The sequence below is a fragment of the Pedobacter sp. MC2016-24 genome (assembly GCF_015223055.1).
In the GTDB taxonomy this organism is placed as follows: Bacteria; Bacteroidota; Bacteroidia; order Sphingobacteriales; family Sphingobacteriaceae; genus Pedobacter.
Window position 1 is genome coordinate 381,505 of the sequence record NZ_JADFBX010000004.1, and the last position, 19,140, is coordinate 400,644.

Consider the following 19,140-nt stretch of genomic DNA (forward strand, 5'->3'; position numbering starts at 1 on the left):
CCGTTTTTTGAAAGTGGTTTATTGCTGAAGCGGACAAATTTAAGGTTGAGCTGATTGATCAGTTTAGTAAGATTTCTTTTTTTCGTTCCTAATTTACCTTTAGAAATCATAGCAACGCAACTGGCGGTCTCTTCTCAAATTATTGCGGCCAATGTAAAAACCAGCTGATATTTCATGACTTCCATAATTGTAGTTGCGCAACTTATTCAGTGCATAATCATAAGAATATCCTATCCTTAAATTCTGCGTGGCAAAAACTTCAAGCATGCCACCAATGGCATTCCTTTTGGTTAAATCTGCCTGTAGGTTCTTTTTATTGTACAAGTCGAAAGAGGTGCGGTAAAATGCCCCAAGCCATACGGCTTCTTTGAGCAGGAAGAAGGCATTTAGATCTAAAGACGAAGGCCCTTTGGTATCGTCGCTCAATAAAATCACAGGCTTAAATTTGACATCTTCATTAACTGTCATTAAGCCCCCTGCTGTAAAGTAAAAATGGGGTTGAGGTACAGGAACCATTAAGTCATCGGTGTTCTTTTTAGCCATATATTTAGCCAAAACATTGGTTGCCGAAAAGCCGACAAAGAAATCCCGGTTGGCATAATACACGCCAAAACGTGCATCCGGTACCGTATTGGTTTGCGAGGAAACACTGATCAGCTGGTCGCCAGGCTTATAACCTTCTAATCTGCTGCCATCCAGGCCAAGCTGCATAATCCCTGCAGCTATCCCAAAAGATAGTTTAGAGTCTTCATTGTCGCCCAACCTGATTTTATAAGCATAATTGGCATAGGCTGTCAGGTAAGTCTGGGCACCCAATTGGTCATTCGAAACGATGAGACCTAAGCCTACATTGGTTTCTTTATAAGCGCCGTCGGCTGCAATGGAGAAGCTTCGTGGAGCGCCTTTTACACCTTCCCATTGGGAGCGGTAAAATGACTGGATGTAAATTTCTTCTTTGTACCCTGCGTAGGCAGGATTGATGTGTAATCCGTTAAATACGTATTGCGTAAACTGTGAATCCTGCTGTGCCTTTGCAGGAAGAATGATACTGAGCGCAACTAAAAATACGATGAACTGTTTCATGTTATTTATTTCGTATAACGGTTACATAACCTTTGTAAACGCCCCATTTATCTGCGGCGGTTTTAATTTTTAACAGGTAATAATAGGTGCCCTCGTTGAGGCCATCTGCATTCCAATCGTTTTTATACCCTTTTTTCTCATAAACAGTACCTCCCCAACGGTTCATAATGGTCAATTCATTGGCTTCATAATAATTGAGCCCAGGAATTTCGAAAACGTCGTTCAAACCATCGCCGTTAGGCGTAAATACATTGGGGATTATTATCGCAGCTATGTCCTTTTGATTTACCGAGGTATTGTTTGATAAGTCCGGATCGGTTTCATTTGCCGATACAGATGCTGTGTTCCTGATGATGCCCGGCTGTATGGCCGTAACTTTAATTTTTAAATCGTCAGATTGCCCATTGTCCAGTTTGCTGATTTCCCACAATATGGTTCTGGTACCGCTGTTATAGCTTACGGAGCCAAGTTTAGGGAAGGTCCAGTTTTCCAGTCTGAGTTCTGGTGGAAGTACATCCACTACTTTTACCAGTGTTGCATCTGCGCTGCCTTTGTTGCTTACCCGAATCAGGTATTCGAAAGGATCGTTGATGGTCAGGGCACGGGTTTCGGCAGTTTTGTCGACTTTTACATCGGCAATTAGACTGCCACGGGGCTCTACTTTGATGATGACGCCTTCGGATATATCTGAGGCGCATCCTTGTGCGTTAAACGCGACTACGCTGTAGGTGCCTGCAAGCATTACTGTGTATTCAATAGATGTTGAGCCAGTAATTGCAGTGCCGTCTTTGATCCACTGGTAGGTTGTTGCGTTAACAGAATTCGCGCGCAATTTCACAGAACTTCCCTGAGGGATGTTCACGACTTGCGGGCCAGAAGATTGCGCAAAGCCGGCTGTTGCTAAAAGCAACAGCAGACTTGACACAAAACTTGTTTTTCTGTTAGGCATAGATTACAATTTATTAACTAGCGCTAATGGTAATTATTGGGGCAGTTGGTTTCTCAATAACTGTAATTACTTTGGTTACGGCCGAAGTTGCTTCACAACCAGTTCCAAGAAGTGTATTTGTTGGTGAAGCAGCAGCTTTGTATTTAACCTTTCCTGTAACAGTGTAAACTCCAGGGATGAGTGTAGTTAAAGTAAACTTTCCGGTTGCCTGATCAATTGTGCCAACAGTAGTTCCGTCTACAACGTTGGTACCTGAACTCGTAACAGCGGATACACTGTACGTATAATCAAGAACTAAATCACTTCCGCTAGTTGATGGGAGTACTGGACCTGTAACCGTTATGTCTGAGGAAACTACAGTTGTATTAGCCGCACAATATGAAGGATGGGTTGGATCTACTAAAGCAATCGAAAGGGAAGGTAGAACAATAAATGTATTTTCTACAACGTCAGCCGGACAGATTCCTGAACCAGGGACTGTTTGTGCCGAACTAAGATAAACTGTGTAGCTGCCGGACGCGGGTAAGGTCGTAGGAGCAGTTGCTGAAGGAAATCCAGTAATCGAAGCCCCACCTGCGGCAGGCTTTACATCCCATGTGTAAGTGATTCCTGTAACTACCGGAGTGGTTAAACTCAAGGTGGCACCACTGCAGGTGTAATATGTCGCTGACCATGCAGTGCTGCTAACGAATAAAAATAAAGCTACCAAGCTTGCTTTTAAAAATGTAATTTTTGTTTTCATGTTCTTGTTGTTAAGAGTTGGCTTTTTTGTTAATTGGATGTTATATTTAAATGTGGTGAAGCAACCTTGGGGTGGACTATCAGGCTGAAATTGTTAATCGTACTGACACAGCCACTAACGTTTTTTACGGTAATCGTGCCTAAATATGTCGAGGCTGATGCCGTAGTTGGAACAGCTAAAACTATTGATGTTGAAGTTAAGGTCGCGTCCTGTATATCAACGAAGCCTGATGTGTGGGCTGCTGTATTCCATATGATACTATATGTTGTTGGTGAATTTGTTGTAGCAGAGTAGGTTAGGTTTGTACTACTTAATCCGGCACAAACCAAAGGATTTGAACCTAGTGTAATCGTAGGAAGATTGTTAACCGTTACTGTTATCTTGTTACTTATTCCCTCACAAATCTTTGAATTTATTGTAGAGTATGCTATTCTCTGATAATAGGTTGTTTGTGTTATAGCTGATGGCTCAGCATATGTAGCATTTGTAGCTCCTGTTATGTTTGAAAAAGTAAGGTTGTCAGTAGATTTTTGCCATTGATAGGAAATTGTTGAAGTTGGAATGCCTGTAGCTAATGTACTAGTGAACAGAGTAGGGGTAGAGCCTAAGCAAATTGATTGATCTGAAGAAATGGTTCCAGCAGTTACTTCGTTTAGAATAATGGTAACTGGAATCCTTCCAGAAGTTTCGGTGCAATTTGTTCTTGTAGCTTCGACATAAAATATATTTGTACCACTTACAAGGGTCGAAGTCAAAGGAGTAAATGTATCACCAGACAATAGTATTGTACCTCCAGATGCTGAATTGTACCAGTTGTAAGTTGTGCAATCTTGTTTATCGTTTATTTTTAACTGAACAGTCGAGCCTTTACATATAGTTTTAGAACTCCCTAATGTTCCATCAAGTAGAAATGTAGGAACAATAACTTTTTTCACATCATAAATTCTTAAACCAGGAACCAGGCCTACAGTGGCCACTCCACCAACCTTTACTTGAACTCTGTCATATTTTCCATAAGATGTTGGCGGTGAAATCAATAGCTTTCTCTTTGTTTCTCCAATTAATGCGCCTGGCAATAGACTTAAAGAAAGTAAAGTAGAACTGCTAGATATTGGTAAGCCAACAGCCGTTGATCCATTATACAGTTGAATAGTGAATCCCGACAAAAGACTTAAATTTAGAAGGCCGCCACCCGGATCTTCAATGATCATTTCTATTGCGTCTCCAGGTTGGGCAGGCATTTTTAAAACACTGGTATGAAATATTTCACCTACTAATTGTACCCCAGCGTTTAATTCTGCATATGTTGTTAATGGAAAATTATCTATTGCATTCCGTGGATTTGTTACACTGGCAGTTGCATCTAAAATTCCTCCAACTAATCCAGGTTTCACTCCAGATAAAACGTCAATAAAACTGTTGCAGCTTTGTAAGGTCAGATCATCTTCATATATGTAGGCATGATAGACTTGCGCTGACAAAGCTACTCCAAGGACTGATCCAACGTTTATCCAGATTCCCTGATATTTATCCGAAGGAATTACGGTGAATTCAAGCTCTCCTACTCCATTTACTAAGCTAACTAGTGCAGAGCTTGTAAAAGGACTACCAACAGGATCTGCTTGCCACCTAGCCCCAACCCCCAATACTCCGCCATAGTAATTTAAGTTATTAAAAGGTTGAAGTGAGACATTATTTAATACTCCTAAGATTGAGGTTGGGAGTGATAGTTTTATAGTAACCGGTGTGTTTTTAGGAATATAATTTGTTCCACTAGTAAATTCCAAATATTGAGTAGCTTGACTTTGATTTAATACCCCAACATCTACTGTTAATGTTGAATATGATGCTAAATCATTATCTACAGCATTTCCGTCATTTGATATTGTTCCAGGTAAAAGAAGTCCTAATAATGCTTGTCCGTAAAATTTCTGATTAGTAGCGTATTTGCGTTTTTTAGGAATACAATCCTGCCCCTTAACCACACCACTTCCAGCTACCACTAACATTGCTGTCAGTAGCATTAAAGTGAATATGTTTTTTCTTGTGAACGAGCGCATGGACATCAATCTTAGATAATCTAAAAAACTGCCTTTTTAATATTGATTTGGCTGTTTTTTAGTTTTCGCTATCAAAAATAGGTCAGAAAAGCAATGAATTTTCGTTCATATTGTTCAGTTTAAGTTGTGGTTTAATCCGTTAATAGCTGCGGGTAAAAAATGCCGCTTAAGCCCCTGGTAGTAAAACCTTGTTCGTTAGTGTTTTCAGCGCGATATTGCGTTTATTCATTTTGTTCAGCATAAAAAAAGTGCCGCTGAAGCCTTGAATGCCCCATACTTAAACGATCAATATTTATAATTCCGATAAGATTTTGGTTACTGTATGATAACGACGTTAATTTATGATTTGGTTATTCTGGGACAATTAAGCAGGGGATGTGGTGAGGACAATTCAATTGGATAAATTTTGTCATATTAATGTCTTTTTAGTGGAATTCTGCGCTTTTTTTAGAAAAAATAAAACTGCCTTTGAATAGATTTAAAGCCACTTTTTTTTTGCGTTGTAGGACCCTCCCGAGGCCCTGTTAGGACCCCCTTTGGGACTTGACAAACGCTTATTGATTGATTATCTTAGCATTAGTTAAAAAGAATAGGGAAGAAGTAGCTTATATGCAGTTGGTATCTAAGTCGTATCAACGTCGTAATTATGGGGGCCTTGCCGGGGCATTCTGCAGGTGTTTCTGGGGCCTTGCTGGGGCTAACAACCTGACCAATGCTTTTTAAATAATTATTTAACAATTAACAAAATAAGAAGATGGCAAGATTAAAAAACGGTATCCTGGGTGGGATACATGGAAAATTGGCTAACGTAGTTGGCTATTCACTAAATGGGCAAGACATTATTCGCACAATTGGTAAAAGTAAAAAGCGCTTAACCGAAAAGCAATTGTACAACAAATTGAAAATGGCTGTTGTCATGGATTTTTTAAGCGGTTTAGACAGCTTGATTGAGAAAGGCTTTGGTCCAATGGCCGAAGGGACTACAAAAAACTATCACAACCTTGCTGTTGCCTTCAACAATCCAAATGCTTTAAAGGGGATTTGTCCGGATGTTGAAATTGATTTACCGAAGTTTGTGTTCAGCGCGGGGGATTTACCGCAACCGGAAGAGACAAAGGTAGAAATGGTTGAAAATGGTTTACTGTTTACCTGGAGTAAAAAAGGTTTCTCATTCCCTGATAATCAAGATCAGGTGATGTTATTTGCTTACGCACCCGACACCGGGGACAAGCGATTCAAATGGAACGGAGCAAGAAGGTTTCAAGGACAGGACGTTCTTGAAATACCATCGTTATTACGAGATAAGCGCCTTGAGGTGTATATTTCTTTTGTTTCAGATGATCGCAAACGGGCCGCAAATAGTTTGTATTTAGGTACTATTAACGGATAGCTGTTTTAGGAAACGTGGTTAATTTGCGTAACTGCTGGTGTAATTTATCGAGGTAATCTCCTTTTCACATGGGGATTACCTCGATAGTACATTGATCTGGTCTCACCTAACTCCCTAAAAACTTAGTATCTTTGCTCATATGATCAGAAAGTACCCTATAGGATTGCAGTCGTTCCGTAAAATACGGGAAGGAGAGTTTTTATATATAGATAAAACCCAACTCATTTACGATCTCGTTAATTCTGGTAATTATTACTTTTTGAGCCGCCCAAGACGTTTTGGGAAGTCCTTGCTGGTAGATACAATTGATGAGCTCTTTTCTGGTAGTAAAGAACTTTTTGAAGGATTGTGGATTGAAAATCATTGGAACTGGGAACAGAAAAATCCGGTGATCCATATTTCCTTTTCTGATATTGGTGTAAATACAATGGGTTTGACTGCTGCAATTTACAATGCATTAGAGATAGCAGCAAGAAAACTTAGCATTCACTTAACTGCTGTTACCTATGATCAGCAATTCAGAGAATTGATTGAAAAGGCTTCGGTCAATGGAAAGGTCGTCATCTTGATCGATGAATACGATAAACCCATTATAGACTACCTGGATAACCTTTCTAAAGCTGAAGAGCACCGGAAGATTATGAGTAATTTTTATTCTATATTGAAGGGCGCTGATGCACATATCCGTTTTTTACTGATTACCGGCGTGAGTCGTTTCAGCAAGGTGAGCATCTTTTCTGACTTGAATAATTTAAATGACATTACGCTTTCTACACGTTTTGGTGCAATCGCTGGTATAACCCAAAGAGAACTGGAAGATAATTTTAAACAGGAGATTGCTTCATTGCAGCAGGAAAATGGAAATATACTTGAAGCGATCAAAAGTTGGTATAATGGCTATTCCTGGGATGCGAAGACTAAGGTATACAATCCATTTTCATTGTTGAACTTTATGGCCGAACCTGTTTTTAGGAATTATTGGTTTGCAACGGGGTCACCAACTTTTTTAATTAAAGGAATAAGGTTAAAGGGAGAGTATAATTTTGAAAATGTAAGTAGTAATGAAAACAAATTAGGGGATTTTGATCCTACAAATCTCTTATCAGTGCCACTGCTATTTCAAACAGGGTATTTAACCATAAAACATTACGACAATACGACCAGAAATTACACTTTAAGTTACCCAAATCTGGAAGTAAAGGACAGCTTGTTAGATAATTTACTCAGTGCTTATCGGGGTGTTTTCCCCAATACCTCATCTGAAGAGACTGGTAATCTTTTGCTCTCTCTGAATGCTAATGATATTCCCGGAATCATCAATGCATTGAATGCAGTAATTGGTAGTATACCTTTTGATCACTGGCGTGCTGATACAGAATCGATCTTCCATATTATTACCTTGCTTACTTTTCAAAAGATTGGCGTAGATGTACAAACTGAAGTTCATAGCAATAAAGGTCGTTGTGATATTCTGGTGAAAACGGACCGATACATTTATGTGATAGAGTTGAAGCGTGACGGGACTGCAGAGGAAGCATTGGACCAAATCTTAAATACCAACTATTTACAACCCTATGCTGCTGATCAGCGCAAAAAAATCGCTTTAGGCATTAGTTTCTCTTCTGAAAATAGGGTTGTTGAAGCATATTTGTCTAAAGAAATTTAAGTAGTTCGAATTAAATCTAGTAATTTAGTAGTATTTATTATATTTGTTTTACATGAACAGTCTTGAGCAGTAATTCACCTTAAGGTGAAACCTGCTTACGGTCTGGAAAAAATGCTTAAATAAATATGATGGAACATTTTAACTACCTGGCTTTTGCTATTCCTGCATTTTTTGTTTTTCTGTTTTTAGAATATCAGGTTGCCATAAAACGCAATATGGCAAGTGTATTTAAATATGAAAGCTCGGTATCCAATTTGAGCATCGGTATAGCAGAGCGGCTGCTTAATCTGTTCATTTCTGCAAGTTTTTACAACCTGTTCTTCTGGGTTTATAAGCACCATGCCATTTTCAATATTCCTAACCAATGGTGGGTATGGATTGCACTGATCCTTGTTACCGACCTGATCTGGTACTGGTATCACCGACTTGGCCATGAGGTAAATATCCTTTGGGCAGCTCACATTGTGCACCATCAAAGTGAAGAATTTAATTATACCGTATCGGCCCGGATTACAATTTTTCAGGCATTGATCAGAAATGTATTCTGGTGCGTAATTCCTTTACTGGGCTTTCATCCAGCCATGGTGATCGTAATTCTGGTGGTTCATGGTGCCTATTCTTTTTTTACGCACACCCAGCTGATCAAAAATTTGGGCTGGCTTGACTACATATTGGTTTCCCCGGCCATTCATGGTGTTCATCATGCCAGTGACGAGAAATACCTCGATAAGAATTACGGCGATGTGTTTGTATTTTGGGATAAGCTGTTTGGCACTTTTCAAAAAGAGGAAGAGGCACCTACCTACGGACTCACACATCCCGTTAAAAGTTATAGTTTTTTATGGCAGCATTTTCATTATTACCTGGAAATTCTGGCTGCCTGTAAAACCGAAACAGGTTTAAGGGCAAAGCTGAAGATCGTATTTGGCCATCCCGCCAGACTGGACCAGCAGATTAGACCCCTGCTTGAAAAAAGATACCTGCAGCACAAGGTTTCTACCGCTTACCGGTTTAAATTCAAAGGATATTTAAATGTGCAGATTCTGGTCTGCGTGGTACTGCTCACTTTAATTACAGGTTTTTATACTGTACTTCATCCCGCGGATAAACTTTTCATTGTCAGTTTTGTCCTGTTGACATTGATCAATTGCGGGGCTTTAATGGAGCAGCGTAAATGGATTTTCAATCTGGAGTGTTTCCGGTTGCTGGTGGCGATGGTGTATTTTTTCTGGAGCTTCGGCTACATCGAATTGTTGCTACCCCTGGTGATTTTTCTAATAATTGCGGAACAGGTGTTTCGTTTTAGCCGCCTGTACCGCAATTATGTGTTAAGGTATGATGAGTTTTAATTCGTTTTAAAACTTATAACCTATTTTAAAACTCGTATTTGATGCCAGGTCGATCTCATTTTTTACGTAACCAGCCTGTTTGGCAAAGATGTAACGGACACCCAGTCCAAGTCCCAGTTCGTAATTGAAATGTTTACCCAGGTTTCTTCTGATGCCCCAGCTTGGAATCACAGAAATGTCGCTGATGACATTGATGTTGTCGTAATTTGATACCACAAACCAATCCGGATGGTAGCTTGTTTTTATCGATAAGTAATTGGCAGCGTTGTCAGAAACGCTTCTTCCTTTTTCCAGGCGTTTGGCCATATTGTAGTAATACTTTGGCTCAACGACAAATACCGGGGCCATTAAAAATCCGGTCTGATCGTAAAAGCTGTTGGCCCAAATTCCGGCGTCAAAACCCAATTCTGTTCTGAGTACAAATTTATCAGCAAGTCTGCTTTCATTGTGGACCCAAAGTCCCAGGACTCCGGTTTGAATACCGAATACGGATTTTTCGACTTTGGCTTCTTGTGCGTTCGTTAACTTAGATATTCCGAGTAGCGCTAATAACAATAGTTTTTTCTTCATGTATGTGTTTTGGTCTTTAAACATAGACAAATAACCGGGGCAAAAGCCCTAGTCCAAAAAAATATATAATTATGCATTCCAATTAAGTTGGTATTTTCCTGTCCCAATTGTCGAAATAAATAATTAACATTGGCTTTAGATATATCAACATGAAGTTATATGGTACTCTTTCTGATCAGGAACTCACTTTATTGCTAAAAAAAGGTGATCAAACTGCATTTGAAACGATCTACCAACGGTATTACCGGGTATTGTATATTCATGCATTTAAAAAGCTAAGGGACGAAGAAGAGGCGAAAGATATCATTCAGGAGCTTTTTACCACCCTTTGGGTTAAACGGGAAACCGTACTTCAGGACACCAACTTTACCGCTTTTTTATATACGATGGTTCGTAACCGGGTGCTCGATTTTTATGCACACAAGGTGGTGACTACTAAATATGTTGACTCTTTGCAGGAATTTATTGACCGCGACCCCAAAGCTGCAGATGACCGGATTCATGAAAAGGAACTTCTGGAGTTTATTCAGTTGGAGATCGACGCATTGCCCGCAAAAATGCGTGAAGTATTCCAGTTGAGCAGGAATGAAAACCTATCTCATAAAGAAATAGCTGATAAATTGGGTATTTCTGAACAAACCGTGTCCAAACAGGTTTCTAATGCCTTAAAAACCCTGCGCCAGAAGATGGGTGTCAGCATGTTTATCCTGTTTTTGTTCCATATTTAATTTTTTTTTCAAATCATCTACCTGTTGCCCCGCACTTAGCCGTATTTCTTTTATATAGGGATCAATAAACCCCGTAAATAATGGAAAAAGACGCTAAACAACTAATTGATAAATACGTAAACGGACTTTGTACGCCTGAAGAAGCTGCAGTTGTAGAACGTTGGTATTATAATACCGACGAACAGGTAGAAATTGATGAAAATCGTATAGACGAAATTGGTGAGCGCATCTGGAAGGAAATTCCATTGGGGAATAGCCCTGTAAAGAAATATAGGCTGTGGCCGCGTCTGGTGGCTGCGGCGGCCATTTTAATTGTTGGCGGTGTTTATTTAATCCAGCAATATGGCGGCTTTGGCACACCGAGCGCCAATGTTTATGTCAACGACATTGCACCAGGTAAAAATAAAGCAGTATTGACCTTAGATAACGGAAGAACAATAGACCTGAGCGATGCAAAAAAAGGGCTGGTGATTGACACCCGTGGCCTTACTTACGAAGATGGCAGTGCTGTTGCCCAACAAAACGAGCAGGTTGCCGGATTAAAACAGTTGAACCTGAGTACTCCCCGGGGTGGGACTTACCAGGTGGTCTTGCCAGACGGTTCAAAAGTTTGGCTAAATGCAAGCAGCACATTAAGTTTTCCCGCCAGTTTTGAGAAAGCCGAAAGCAGAAGAGTAGAGTTGGTTGGCGAAGCATATTTTGAAATAACGAAGCTCAACAGTTTAGCTTCAAAAGCACATGTGCCTTTTGTCGTGGTTTCAAAAGGGCAGGAGGTTGAAGTACTGGGTACTCATTTTGATGTGAATTGTTATGAAGATGAAAGTACGGTCAGGACTACGCTTTTAGAAGGTTCTGTAAAAGTATCTTCAGCTGCACACAAATCTGCCTTGCTTAAACCGAATCAACAATCGGTGCTCAGCACCAGTGATTTAACTGTGAAAGAAATCGATGCCGATGAAGTGGCTTCATGGAAAGATGGCTATTTCCGTTTTAACGATGAATCGCTGGTCAGCATCATGCAGAAAGTATCCCGTTGGTATGATGTGAATGTGATTTATACCGACGATCAATTGAAAACAGAGACTTATGCGGCCTTAACCACCCGCTTTGCCAATGTTTCGAAGTTGCTGGACAAACTGGAACAGATTGGTTCTGCCAAATTTAAAATAGAAGGACGAACGATTACCATTAGCAAAAAATAACCTATTAAAAATACGATCAATTATTTAAACCTTAACTAAATCAAACTTCATGACCAGAACCAGCTCAGCCTAACCAGCGTTTTTAATGGTTTTAAACAAAAGATCAGGAACACTCGCGATGTCCCTGATCGGGTCCGTTTAAAACCAAGTATGCGTTAGTAAAACAACATTTTTTAATTTTTAACAGATATACAAATGTATAAAATTTTTACCCAAAAAATTTGTACGCCTTTGGGCTACATGCTTAATTTCCTGCTTTTTGCAATTACCCGTTTAGGGCACATTGAAGAAGCCGAAAAACAAAAATGGCTTATGAGAATAAAGTTTACTTCATTTATATTCTTCATCACGCTTTTACAGGTGAGTGCTGCCGGATTGGCGCAAAAACTTACTTATAAACAGCAAAATGTTACGCTTAAACAATTGTTTGGCGAAATCAATAAGCAAACGGGATACAATGTATTCTGGTCGCCAAAGCTGATCCGTGGGTCTGAAAAGATCAACGCAGACTTTAAAAATACGCCCATTGAAGAGGTTTTGGAAAGGAGCCTGAATGGATTGCCTTTGACATTTGTGATTGAAGACAAAACTGTGGTCATTAAAGAAAAGGAACGTTCCATGTTGAATGGAATATTTAGCTTGCTGGCCAATATCGATCTTAGGGGTAAGGTTGTGGATGAATCGGGTAAACCCCTGGCTGGCGCGACCGTTGCTGTTAAAGGCGGTAAGGTAGCTACGACCGATAAAGATGGTAACTTCTATTTAAGTAATATTGATGAGAAGGCGATCTTATACGTAAGCTACATCGGTTACGCGCGCAGGGAAATTGGTGCATCTGAAAATCTCGGTGTCATCAAACTGGCTTTAAGCGATTCCAAACTGGATGAAGTACAAGTAATGGGTTACGGAGAGACCAACAGAAGGACAAGTACGAATAACATCACCAAGGTTTCTGGCGAAGAGATTGCTAAATCACCGATAAACAACCCCATTGCGGCATTGGAATCGAGGGTTCCCGGTATGATTGTAAGTCAAAGCAGTGGCGTTCCCGGATCTGCAGTTAAAGTGGAGATTAGAGGAAGAACAAAAGTTGATGCTCAGTTTGGTGCGGACGAGTCTCCTTTATTTATCATTGATGGCGTTCCGATGGCTAGCGGTAACAACAACTTAAATTTACTTTCATCTGCAATTTCTGCCAATGGAACTAGTGGTTTAAGCCCCTTTAGTACCATAAACGCAGGAGATATTGAAAGTATAGAGGTTTTGAAAGATGCAGATGCGACTTCAATTTATGGTAGTCGCGGCGCAAGTGGTGTGGTATTGATTACTACAAAAAAAGGTAAGGCCGGTAACACCATTATAGGTGCCAAGGTGAGTTCTGGAATAAGTAAAGCCAGAATACCTGAGATATTATCTGTCAAAGAATATGTAGCTATGCGTAAAGAGGCCTTTAAAAATGACAATAAGGCCATGACGGTAGATAATGCTTATGATCTTTTACTTTGGGATACAACCAGAACCACCAATCTGGCTAAGGAATTAATTGGAGGTACAGCGCATTTTACCCGCGCAGACGCAAGTATTTCCGGAGGGTCTAATCTAATTCAATTCATTGTACGCGGCAATTATTCAAACGAAACCAATGTATATCCTAAGCCGATGCCAAATACTACGGCTTCGGGTTATGTTAACGTAAATGGAAAAACAAGTAATCAAAAATTCTCTTTTAATTTTACAGGTACTTATACCTTTAGTAAAAATCAAACAGCCGGAACTGATTTGGCTTTCAAGCTAAATTTGCCGCCTAATTTTCGGTTGTATAATGATGATGGTTCTTTAAGCTGGAATGAGGGGGGCAAAAAAACTGATGACAATCCATTAGGCTATTTATTGGAACAATATACTTCTAAGACCAGCAATGTTAACGGAAACCTGGTACTCGGTTATAAAATTAGCGATGACCTGGCCTTTAAAACAAGTTTTGGTTACAATACCATCAAAGGGAATGAATTGCGGAACAGCCCTAAAGCTGCTAAAAATCCATTAGAGACAGCGTCTAACTTGACTTCGATGTCAAGTTTTGGAAATAATAATTTTACCAGTGCCATTATAGAGCCACAATTGGAGTATAAAAAGGATTTTGGTAAGGGGAAATTAAACGTCCTTATCGGGGGTACTTACCAAACGCAGAGCAATGATGGATATAATTTTTCAGTACGGGATTACAGCAGCGATTTATTATTGGGCACCTTATTTGGAATTACCGGATCTAACTTTATAAACCCAAATAGTTTCAATAGCGAGTATAAATATGCTGCTTTTTTTGGGCGGGTAAGCTATAATTATGACAATAAATACATTGTCAATTTATCGGGCCGTAGAGATGGATCAAGTAGGTTTGGTCCTAATTACAAATATTCTTCATTTGGCGCTATTGGTGCTGCCTGGGTGTTTTCAAGCGAAGAGTTTTTACAGAACGATGTGCTGAGCTTTGGTAAATTAAGGGGAAGTTATGGTACGGCCGGTAACGATAAAATAGGTGACTATCAGTTTTTGGCGCTTTATGGCTCATCAGCGTTTTCACCAACCTATAAAGATTCATTGGCCATTTCCCCATTGTCTTTGTTTAAACCTGATTTGCACTGGGAAAAAAGTAAAAAACTGGAGATCGCGGTAGAGCTTGGATTTTTAAAAGATAGAATCCTGTTATCGGCTGCATGGTATAGAAATAATTCCAGTGATCCATTGGTGCAATATCCTTTGCCGCCAGCTACTGGATTTGGTACAGTAACTGCCAATTTAAGTGGTGTGGTTGTTCAAAACAGGGGCCTGGAATTGACGCTATCCAGTGATATTTTTAAGAAACCAGCATTTGGTTGGAATACCTCATTTAATTTAACAGTACCGCAAAATAAATTGCTTAAATATCCAGGATTGGCACAGTCCAGTTATGCCAGTAAATATATCGTAGGCCGATCGCTTGACATCGTTTACCTTTCAAACTTCCTGGGTGTTGATCCAACCACTGGCTTATACAAGGTTGAAGATTTAAATAATAACGGTAAATATGATGTTTCTAATACGGGTGATTTAAGACCAGACTTTGATACGGAACCTTCATTTTATGGTGGTTTGCAAAACGATTTCAGGTATAAAAATTTCGGACTCAGTATTTTTATGAGTTTCATGAAACAGTATACCAGAAATTGGTACAGTGCATTGAACTTAAGCCGATCGGTTGGTGACATTGGTAACGTGCCAAGTTATGTTTTAGATAGGTGGCAATACGAAGGTCAGGTTACCAATGTACAGAAATATACAACCGTAGCACCTTCAAGTTCATTGTTAAATGGCCAGTACGGAGCAACGTCTTCAAATGCACTTTATGATAATATTTTTTGGATGCGCATGAAAACTGTGTCACTAAGTTATAATCTGCCTCAGCCTTTGGTCAAAAGATTGAATATGAAGGCAGTTAGTGTATACCTTCAGGCGCAAAACCTGTTTACTTTTTCTCCATTTAAGAGTACAGACCCAGAAAGCGTCTTCATTACCAGGTTAGCTCCTTTACGCACGATAGTAGCTGGTTTACAATTTAACTTTTAATCCTTAGATCTCTGTTATGAAACTTATATATAAATCACTTATTGTTTTTGCCGTTGCTTTAAGCGGCTGTGATAAAACGATCGATGTAGATATACCAATGGGTAAGTTTACCAATGCTGCGGTATATGGTACTGATGACCTTGCTCAGGCCGGTATGAAGGGAGTGTATGCAACCATGACCAATGCATTTTCTACCTGCCCTTTTGAAGGTGCGCTAAGCACTACGCTTTGTTTAAGTGCTGATGAACTGGTACGCGCTTCAGCCAACTCAACAGATCAGCAGCAACTGGCCGATAACAATTTATTGCCAAGCAACGGAACCGTAGTGAATTTATGGGCTGTGTTTTACAATTATGTTTATCAGGCCAATATGGTATATGAAAATGTTGAAAACTCACCAGGTGTTACCTTACCGATAAAAGATCGATTGATGGGGGAGGCTCGGTTTATCAGGGCACTTTCATTATTTTACCTAACTAATTTGTATGGCAATATTCCGCTTACACTCACTTCCGACTATCAAAAAAATGCTGTTTTGCATGTTTCCAGTCAGCAAGAGGTGTATGCCCAGATTGTGCAGGACCTTAAGTATGCACAAAGTAAATTGGGAGTCGGCAATACTGCGGTTTCTTATCGTTATCGTCCAAACAAATGGGCTGCCACAGCTTTGCTGGCCAGAGTATACCTGTATACTAAAGACTGGGCAAATGCAGAAAAGGAAGCTGGAGATGTGATTGCACAAAATGGTATTTATAAACTGGATGCCCTGGAAAATGTTTTCAACCTGAGCTCTACCGAAGCAATATGGGCGCTTGCCAATGCTGGATCAAATATTTATACTGGTGAGGGTGGAGCTGTTACCGGAAGTAATGCGACAAATAGCCAGACCAGATTAACACCTTATTTTTTGAGTCAGTTCAGTAGCTATGATCAACGTTTATTGAAATGGACACGTGCTAGTGTTGGGGTAACTCCTGTCAATACCGCGCCTTCTAAATACAAAACTTTTTCCAATACACAGGCAGCTGCTAAAGTAGAAGCCTCAATGGTATTGCGGCTGGCTGAACAATACTTGATCAGAGCAGAAGCGAGAGCGATGCAAAATAACATTACCGGGGCAATTGACGATATTGATATGGTGAGAAAACGTGCTGGTGCAGTAGGGGATGCCAGTAAAAACTTTCAAACCATACGTTTCTCAAATCCAGGCATCCAGAAAGCAGACATGATCGAAGCCATTTATACGGAACGTATGACTGAGCTTTTTTCTGAATATGGACATCGTTGGTTTGACGCTAAGCGTTCAGGAAAAACCCTGGCGAATTTCTTTGGGACTAGAAAAACAGACATCAGTGAAACAGATGCTTTCTTCCCTATACCAGAAAAAGAAATTGCTTATAACCCAAATATCAAACAGAATGACGGTTATTAATTGTTTTAAAATGAGATGTTTATTTATTGGATTGCTTGTGTGTTGTACGAGCATTGCCTTTGGGCAAGCCACTTCTTATACCATTAAAGGAAATATACCGGCCTGGAAAGGCAAAGAATCTGTTGCACTGATGTATACGCTTAATGAGAAGCATGTTTCAGATACAGTTCCTGCACTGAATGGTAAGTTTGAATTTAAAGGAAAGCTGAAAGAGCCACTAAGTGTTGCAGTGGTTTTGATTTCAAGATCTGGCAGTGGGGCGCGCGACAACCGAAGCATTTTTATTGATGGAGGCCTCATTACCCTGAACGGCACCGATTCTTTAAAATATGCCAAAGTGACCGGCTCAAAACTTACCACGGAAAATGAAATCCTGCAAGACCAGGTTAAGCCTGTGTTGAACAGGTTGGTAGCGCTCCGCATAAAAGCGAGTAAAACCAGTAAAGCAGATCAGCAATTGCCGGAATTTAAAACGCTTGAAAAAGAATATCATAGTCTGGCTGATTCCATGCGGAATATCAGGACCTCGTTTATAAAAAAATATCCGAAGTCATTGGTTTCATTGGTGGCACTCGAATCTGTAGTGGGCAATCCGATCGATTATAAAGTGGGATCAACGCTTTTCGCTGGTCTGGCCCCGGAGGTGAAAAAACTACCACAGGGTATCAAAATGTCGAAGGCGCTGGAGCTCGCCAAAACTACCAGTATAGGTGTGGTTTTACCTAATTTCACTTCGTATGATACGTTAAGGAAGCCTTTGCAGTTACAGGAAGTAGTTCAAAAAGGGAAAGTGACACTGGTTGATTTTTGGGCCAGTTGGTGTGCACCTTGCAGGGCAGAGAATCCGAATGTGGTTAAAGCTTTTAAAGCCTTCCACAATCAAGGATTTAATATCCTCAGTGTATCGCTTGATAAAAACGAGGCATCCTGGAAAAAGGCGATTGCAACGGACGGCATGCCCTGGTATCATGTTTCCAGTTTAAAGTTCTGGGAGGAGCCAGTGGCGCTGCAGTTTGGCATTAACGGTGTTCCTGACAATTTTTTACTGGATGCTGAAGGTAAGGTTGTTGCACGCGGTTTGCGTGGAGAAGCGCTTTATAAAAAAATAGAAACGCTGATCAATCCGCAGGGCTTAAAAAAAGACAGTCTTGCTGGTGTTCAGTATAAAACAAATATCTTGTTGATTGATAGTGTTTACAAAGCCTTTAACGCTGAAAAGGACATTGATAAACGTGTATTGATCTTTAACCACTTTTTCGATGATCCAAAATCAACAGCATCGATTTTTGGCCGTTACAAAAACTGGATGCAGCGCGATCTGGCGCAGCATTATGCCAGTTTAAACCAGGTTAATGCTTCAAACAAGTGGATTGGTTTGATCAAAGATCAAAGAACAAAACAGGAAGCCGGAAGGTTGGCAGCTGCGGCATATGCTGATGCAGGAAATAAAGCTCAGGGGATAAAAATGCTGAAACCTATACTGGATAGTTTATTATCAATCAACAATTTCAGTAATTTGGATAACCTCAATTTATATACCTATACGGTTGATAGCTATGTCCGTATTTTGGGTGTAAAAGGAGAGGAGAGCCAGTTGATGCGTTATTTGAAGCCACTGTATGTGGTCAACGGAAGGTATTTTCCATCTGATTTGTCTAAGCGCATGGAAACACCAGAACTGGATTTTAAAAAGCAACTGTTTTACGGCTATGCTAAAGCTCTGGCTGCTACCGGAAATTCAAAAGAGACCGCAGAAGTACTTGTAAGTGGTTTTAAGCTTGGAGCCGTTCCGGTAACCATGCAGAAAGCGGTGATCAAAGATTTTGAAGGGTTACCTGGATTGGCTAAATATGTGGATGAAATTAGCGCTTCTGCTAAAAATGATTTTCAGAAAAATGTGGCTAGCTTACTCGCCAAACCTGATTTAAATGATAAGGTATGGGGTGTTTCCAGCTTAAAGGGTAAATATGTATTGCTTGATTTCTGGGGCAGTTGGTGCTGGCCTTGCCGCTTTTCACATCCACATTTGAAGGAAGTATACGCCAAATACAAAAATAAGGGTTTTGAAATCATTGGAATTTCTATGGAAGCATCTCCGGATCTGGAAAAGGCCAGGCAAACCTGGAAAAAGGCTATTGATGAGGACAAGATAAGCTGGATCCATTTGTTGAATAACGAGAATGTAGCTCAATTTGATGCCGTAAAGGCATTTGGTATCGGTGTTTTTCCAACTAAGATTTTGCTGGATAAGGACGGGAAAGAGATTGCCCGTTACAGCGGAGGAGCTAGCAAAGACTTTGATAAAAAGTTGACTGAGATTTTTGGCGCTGATTAAGCGTTGTTAATTATAACCTCATGCCTGT

Annotated in this window: 13 protein-coding genes; 8 read left to right on the plus strand and 5 right to left on the minus strand. The window is 40.1% G+C overall.

All coding sequences use genetic code 11. The features are described from left to right. Positions 1-99: 99 nt before the first annotated feature. The 4 genes from IM797_RS12625 to IM797_RS12640 are packed head-to-tail and all read right to left on the minus strand — an operon-like array spanning position 100 to position 4,798. Complete coding sequence (locus IM797_RS12625; protein ID WP_194127486.1) at positions 100-1,083, minus strand: type IX secretion system membrane protein PorP/SprF; 984 nt, start codon at positions 1,081-1,083, stop codon at positions 100-102. A gap of 1 nt (position 1,084) precedes the next feature. Next, complete coding sequence (locus tag IM797_RS12630; RefSeq protein ID WP_194127487.1) at positions 1,085-2,032, minus strand: gliding motility-associated C-terminal domain-containing protein; 948 nt, start codon at positions 2,030-2,032, stop codon at positions 1,085-1,087. Positions 2,033-2,045: 13 nt separating this feature from the next. Then, positions 2,046-2,774: a hypothetical protein gene (locus tag IM797_RS12635; RefSeq protein WP_194127488.1), complete on the minus strand. Its 729-nt coding sequence runs from the start codon at positions 2,772-2,774 to the stop codon at positions 2,046-2,048. Positions 2,775-2,803: 29 nt separating this feature from the next. Further along, on the minus strand, positions 2,804-4,798 hold the full coding sequence (locus IM797_RS12640; RefSeq protein ID WP_194127489.1) for a hypothetical protein: 1,995 nt from the start codon (positions 4,796-4,798) through the stop codon (positions 2,804-2,806). A gap of 790 nt (positions 4,799-5,588) precedes the next feature. Here IM797_RS12640 and IM797_RS12645 point away from each other — a divergent pair. The 3 genes from IM797_RS12645 to IM797_RS12655 all read left to right on the plus strand — a co-directional run bounded on the left by IM797_RS12645 (position 5,589) and on the right by IM797_RS12655 (position 9,239). Further along, positions 5,589-6,224, plus strand: coding sequence for a DUF6266 family protein (locus IM797_RS12645; protein ID WP_194127490.1), 636 nt, complete (start codon positions 5,589-5,591; stop codon positions 6,222-6,224). A gap of 139 nt (positions 6,225-6,363) precedes the next feature. After that, positions 6,364-7,890 carry an ATP-binding protein gene (locus IM797_RS12650; protein ID WP_228098831.1) on the plus strand — a complete coding sequence of 509 codons (1,527 nt, stop codon included), beginning with the start codon at positions 6,364-6,366 and terminating at the stop codon, positions 7,888-7,890. Between the two features lie 125 nt (positions 7,891-8,015). Then, a complete protein-coding gene (locus IM797_RS12655) occupies positions 8,016-9,239 on the plus strand; it encodes a sterol desaturase family protein (RefSeq protein ID WP_228098832.1) in 1,224 nt (407 codons plus the stop codon). A 6-nt stretch (positions 9,240-9,245) separates the two neighbouring features. On the opposite strand, the gene IM797_RS12660 is transcribed toward IM797_RS12655, so the two are convergent. Continuing rightward, the gene (locus IM797_RS12660; protein WP_194127491.1) at positions 9,246-9,809 is read right to left on the minus strand and encodes a hypothetical protein; all 564 of its coding nucleotides are present in this window, start codon (positions 9,807-9,809) and stop codon (positions 9,246-9,248) included. A 149-nt stretch (positions 9,810-9,958) separates the two neighbouring features. Between IM797_RS12660 and IM797_RS12665 the strand changes: the two genes are divergently transcribed. The 5 genes from IM797_RS12665 (at position 9,959) to IM797_RS12685 (ending at position 19,112) form a co-directional block, all read left to right on the plus strand. Beyond that, positions 9,959-10,537, plus strand: a complete 579-nt coding sequence (locus tag IM797_RS12665) for an RNA polymerase sigma-70 factor (protein WP_194127492.1) — start codon at positions 9,959-9,961, stop codon at positions 10,535-10,537. A gap of 80 nt (positions 10,538-10,617) precedes the next feature. Beyond that, positions 10,618-11,739, plus strand: a complete 1,122-nt coding sequence (locus IM797_RS12670) for a FecR family protein (RefSeq protein ID WP_194127493.1) — start codon at positions 10,618-10,620, stop codon at positions 11,737-11,739. A 195-nt stretch (positions 11,740-11,934) separates the two neighbouring features. Continuing rightward, a complete protein-coding gene (locus tag IM797_RS12675; RefSeq protein ID WP_194127494.1) occupies positions 11,935-15,345 on the plus strand; it encodes a SusC/RagA family TonB-linked outer membrane protein in 3,411 nt (1,136 codons plus the stop codon). 16 nt (positions 15,346-15,361) lie between these two features. Then, entirely contained in the window at positions 15,362-16,777 is a 1,416-nt protein-coding gene (locus IM797_RS12680; RefSeq protein ID WP_194127495.1) for a RagB/SusD family nutrient uptake outer membrane protein, read from the plus strand. A 10-nt stretch (positions 16,778-16,787) separates the two neighbouring features. After that, positions 16,788-19,112, plus strand: coding sequence for a TlpA disulfide reductase family protein (locus tag IM797_RS12685; RefSeq protein WP_194127496.1), 2,325 nt, complete (start codon positions 16,788-16,790; stop codon positions 19,110-19,112). The last annotated feature ends 28 nt before the right edge of the window (positions 19,113-19,140 follow it).

Coding starts and splice junctions, on each gene's coding strand:
- IM797_RS12640 (WP_194127489.1), bottom strand. CDS start 4,798: ATGCTACTGACAGCAATGTTAGTGGTAGCTGGAAGTGGTGTGGTTAAG.
- IM797_RS12680 (WP_194127495.1), top strand. CDS start 15,362: ATGAAACTTATATATAAATCACTTATTGTTTTTGCCGTTGCTTTAAGC.
- IM797_RS12645 (WP_194127490.1), top strand. CDS start 5,589: ATGGCAAGATTAAAAAACGGTATCCTGGGTGGGATACATGGAAAATTG.
- IM797_RS12630 (WP_194127487.1), bottom strand. CDS start 2,032: ATGCCTAACAGAAAAACAAGTTTTGTGTCAAGTCTGCTGTTGCTTTTA.
- IM797_RS12635 (WP_194127488.1), bottom strand. CDS start 2,774: ATGAAAACAAAAATTACATTTTTAAAAGCAAGCTTGGTAGCTTTATTT.
- IM797_RS12650 (WP_228098831.1), top strand. CDS start 6,364: ATGATCAGAAAGTACCCTATAGGATTGCAGTCGTTCCGTAAAATACGG.
- IM797_RS12685 (WP_194127496.1), top strand. CDS start 16,788: ATGAGATGTTTATTTATTGGATTGCTTGTGTGTTGTACGAGCATTGCC.
- IM797_RS12675 (WP_194127494.1), top strand. CDS start 11,935: ATGTATAAAATTTTTACCCAAAAAATTTGTACGCCTTTGGGCTACATG.
- IM797_RS12665 (WP_194127492.1), top strand. CDS start 9,959: ATGAAGTTATATGGTACTCTTTCTGATCAGGAACTCACTTTATTGCTA.
- IM797_RS12625 (WP_194127486.1), bottom strand. CDS start 1,083: ATGAAACAGTTCATCGTATTTTTAGTTGCGCTCAGTATCATTCTTCCT.
- IM797_RS12670 (WP_194127493.1), top strand. CDS start 10,618: ATGGAAAAAGACGCTAAACAACTAATTGATAAATACGTAAACGGACTT.
- IM797_RS12655 (WP_228098832.1), top strand. CDS start 8,016: ATGATGGAACATTTTAACTACCTGGCTTTTGCTATTCCTGCATTTTTT.
- IM797_RS12660 (WP_194127491.1), bottom strand. CDS start 9,809: ATGAAGAAAAAACTATTGTTATTAGCGCTACTCGGAATATCTAAGTTA.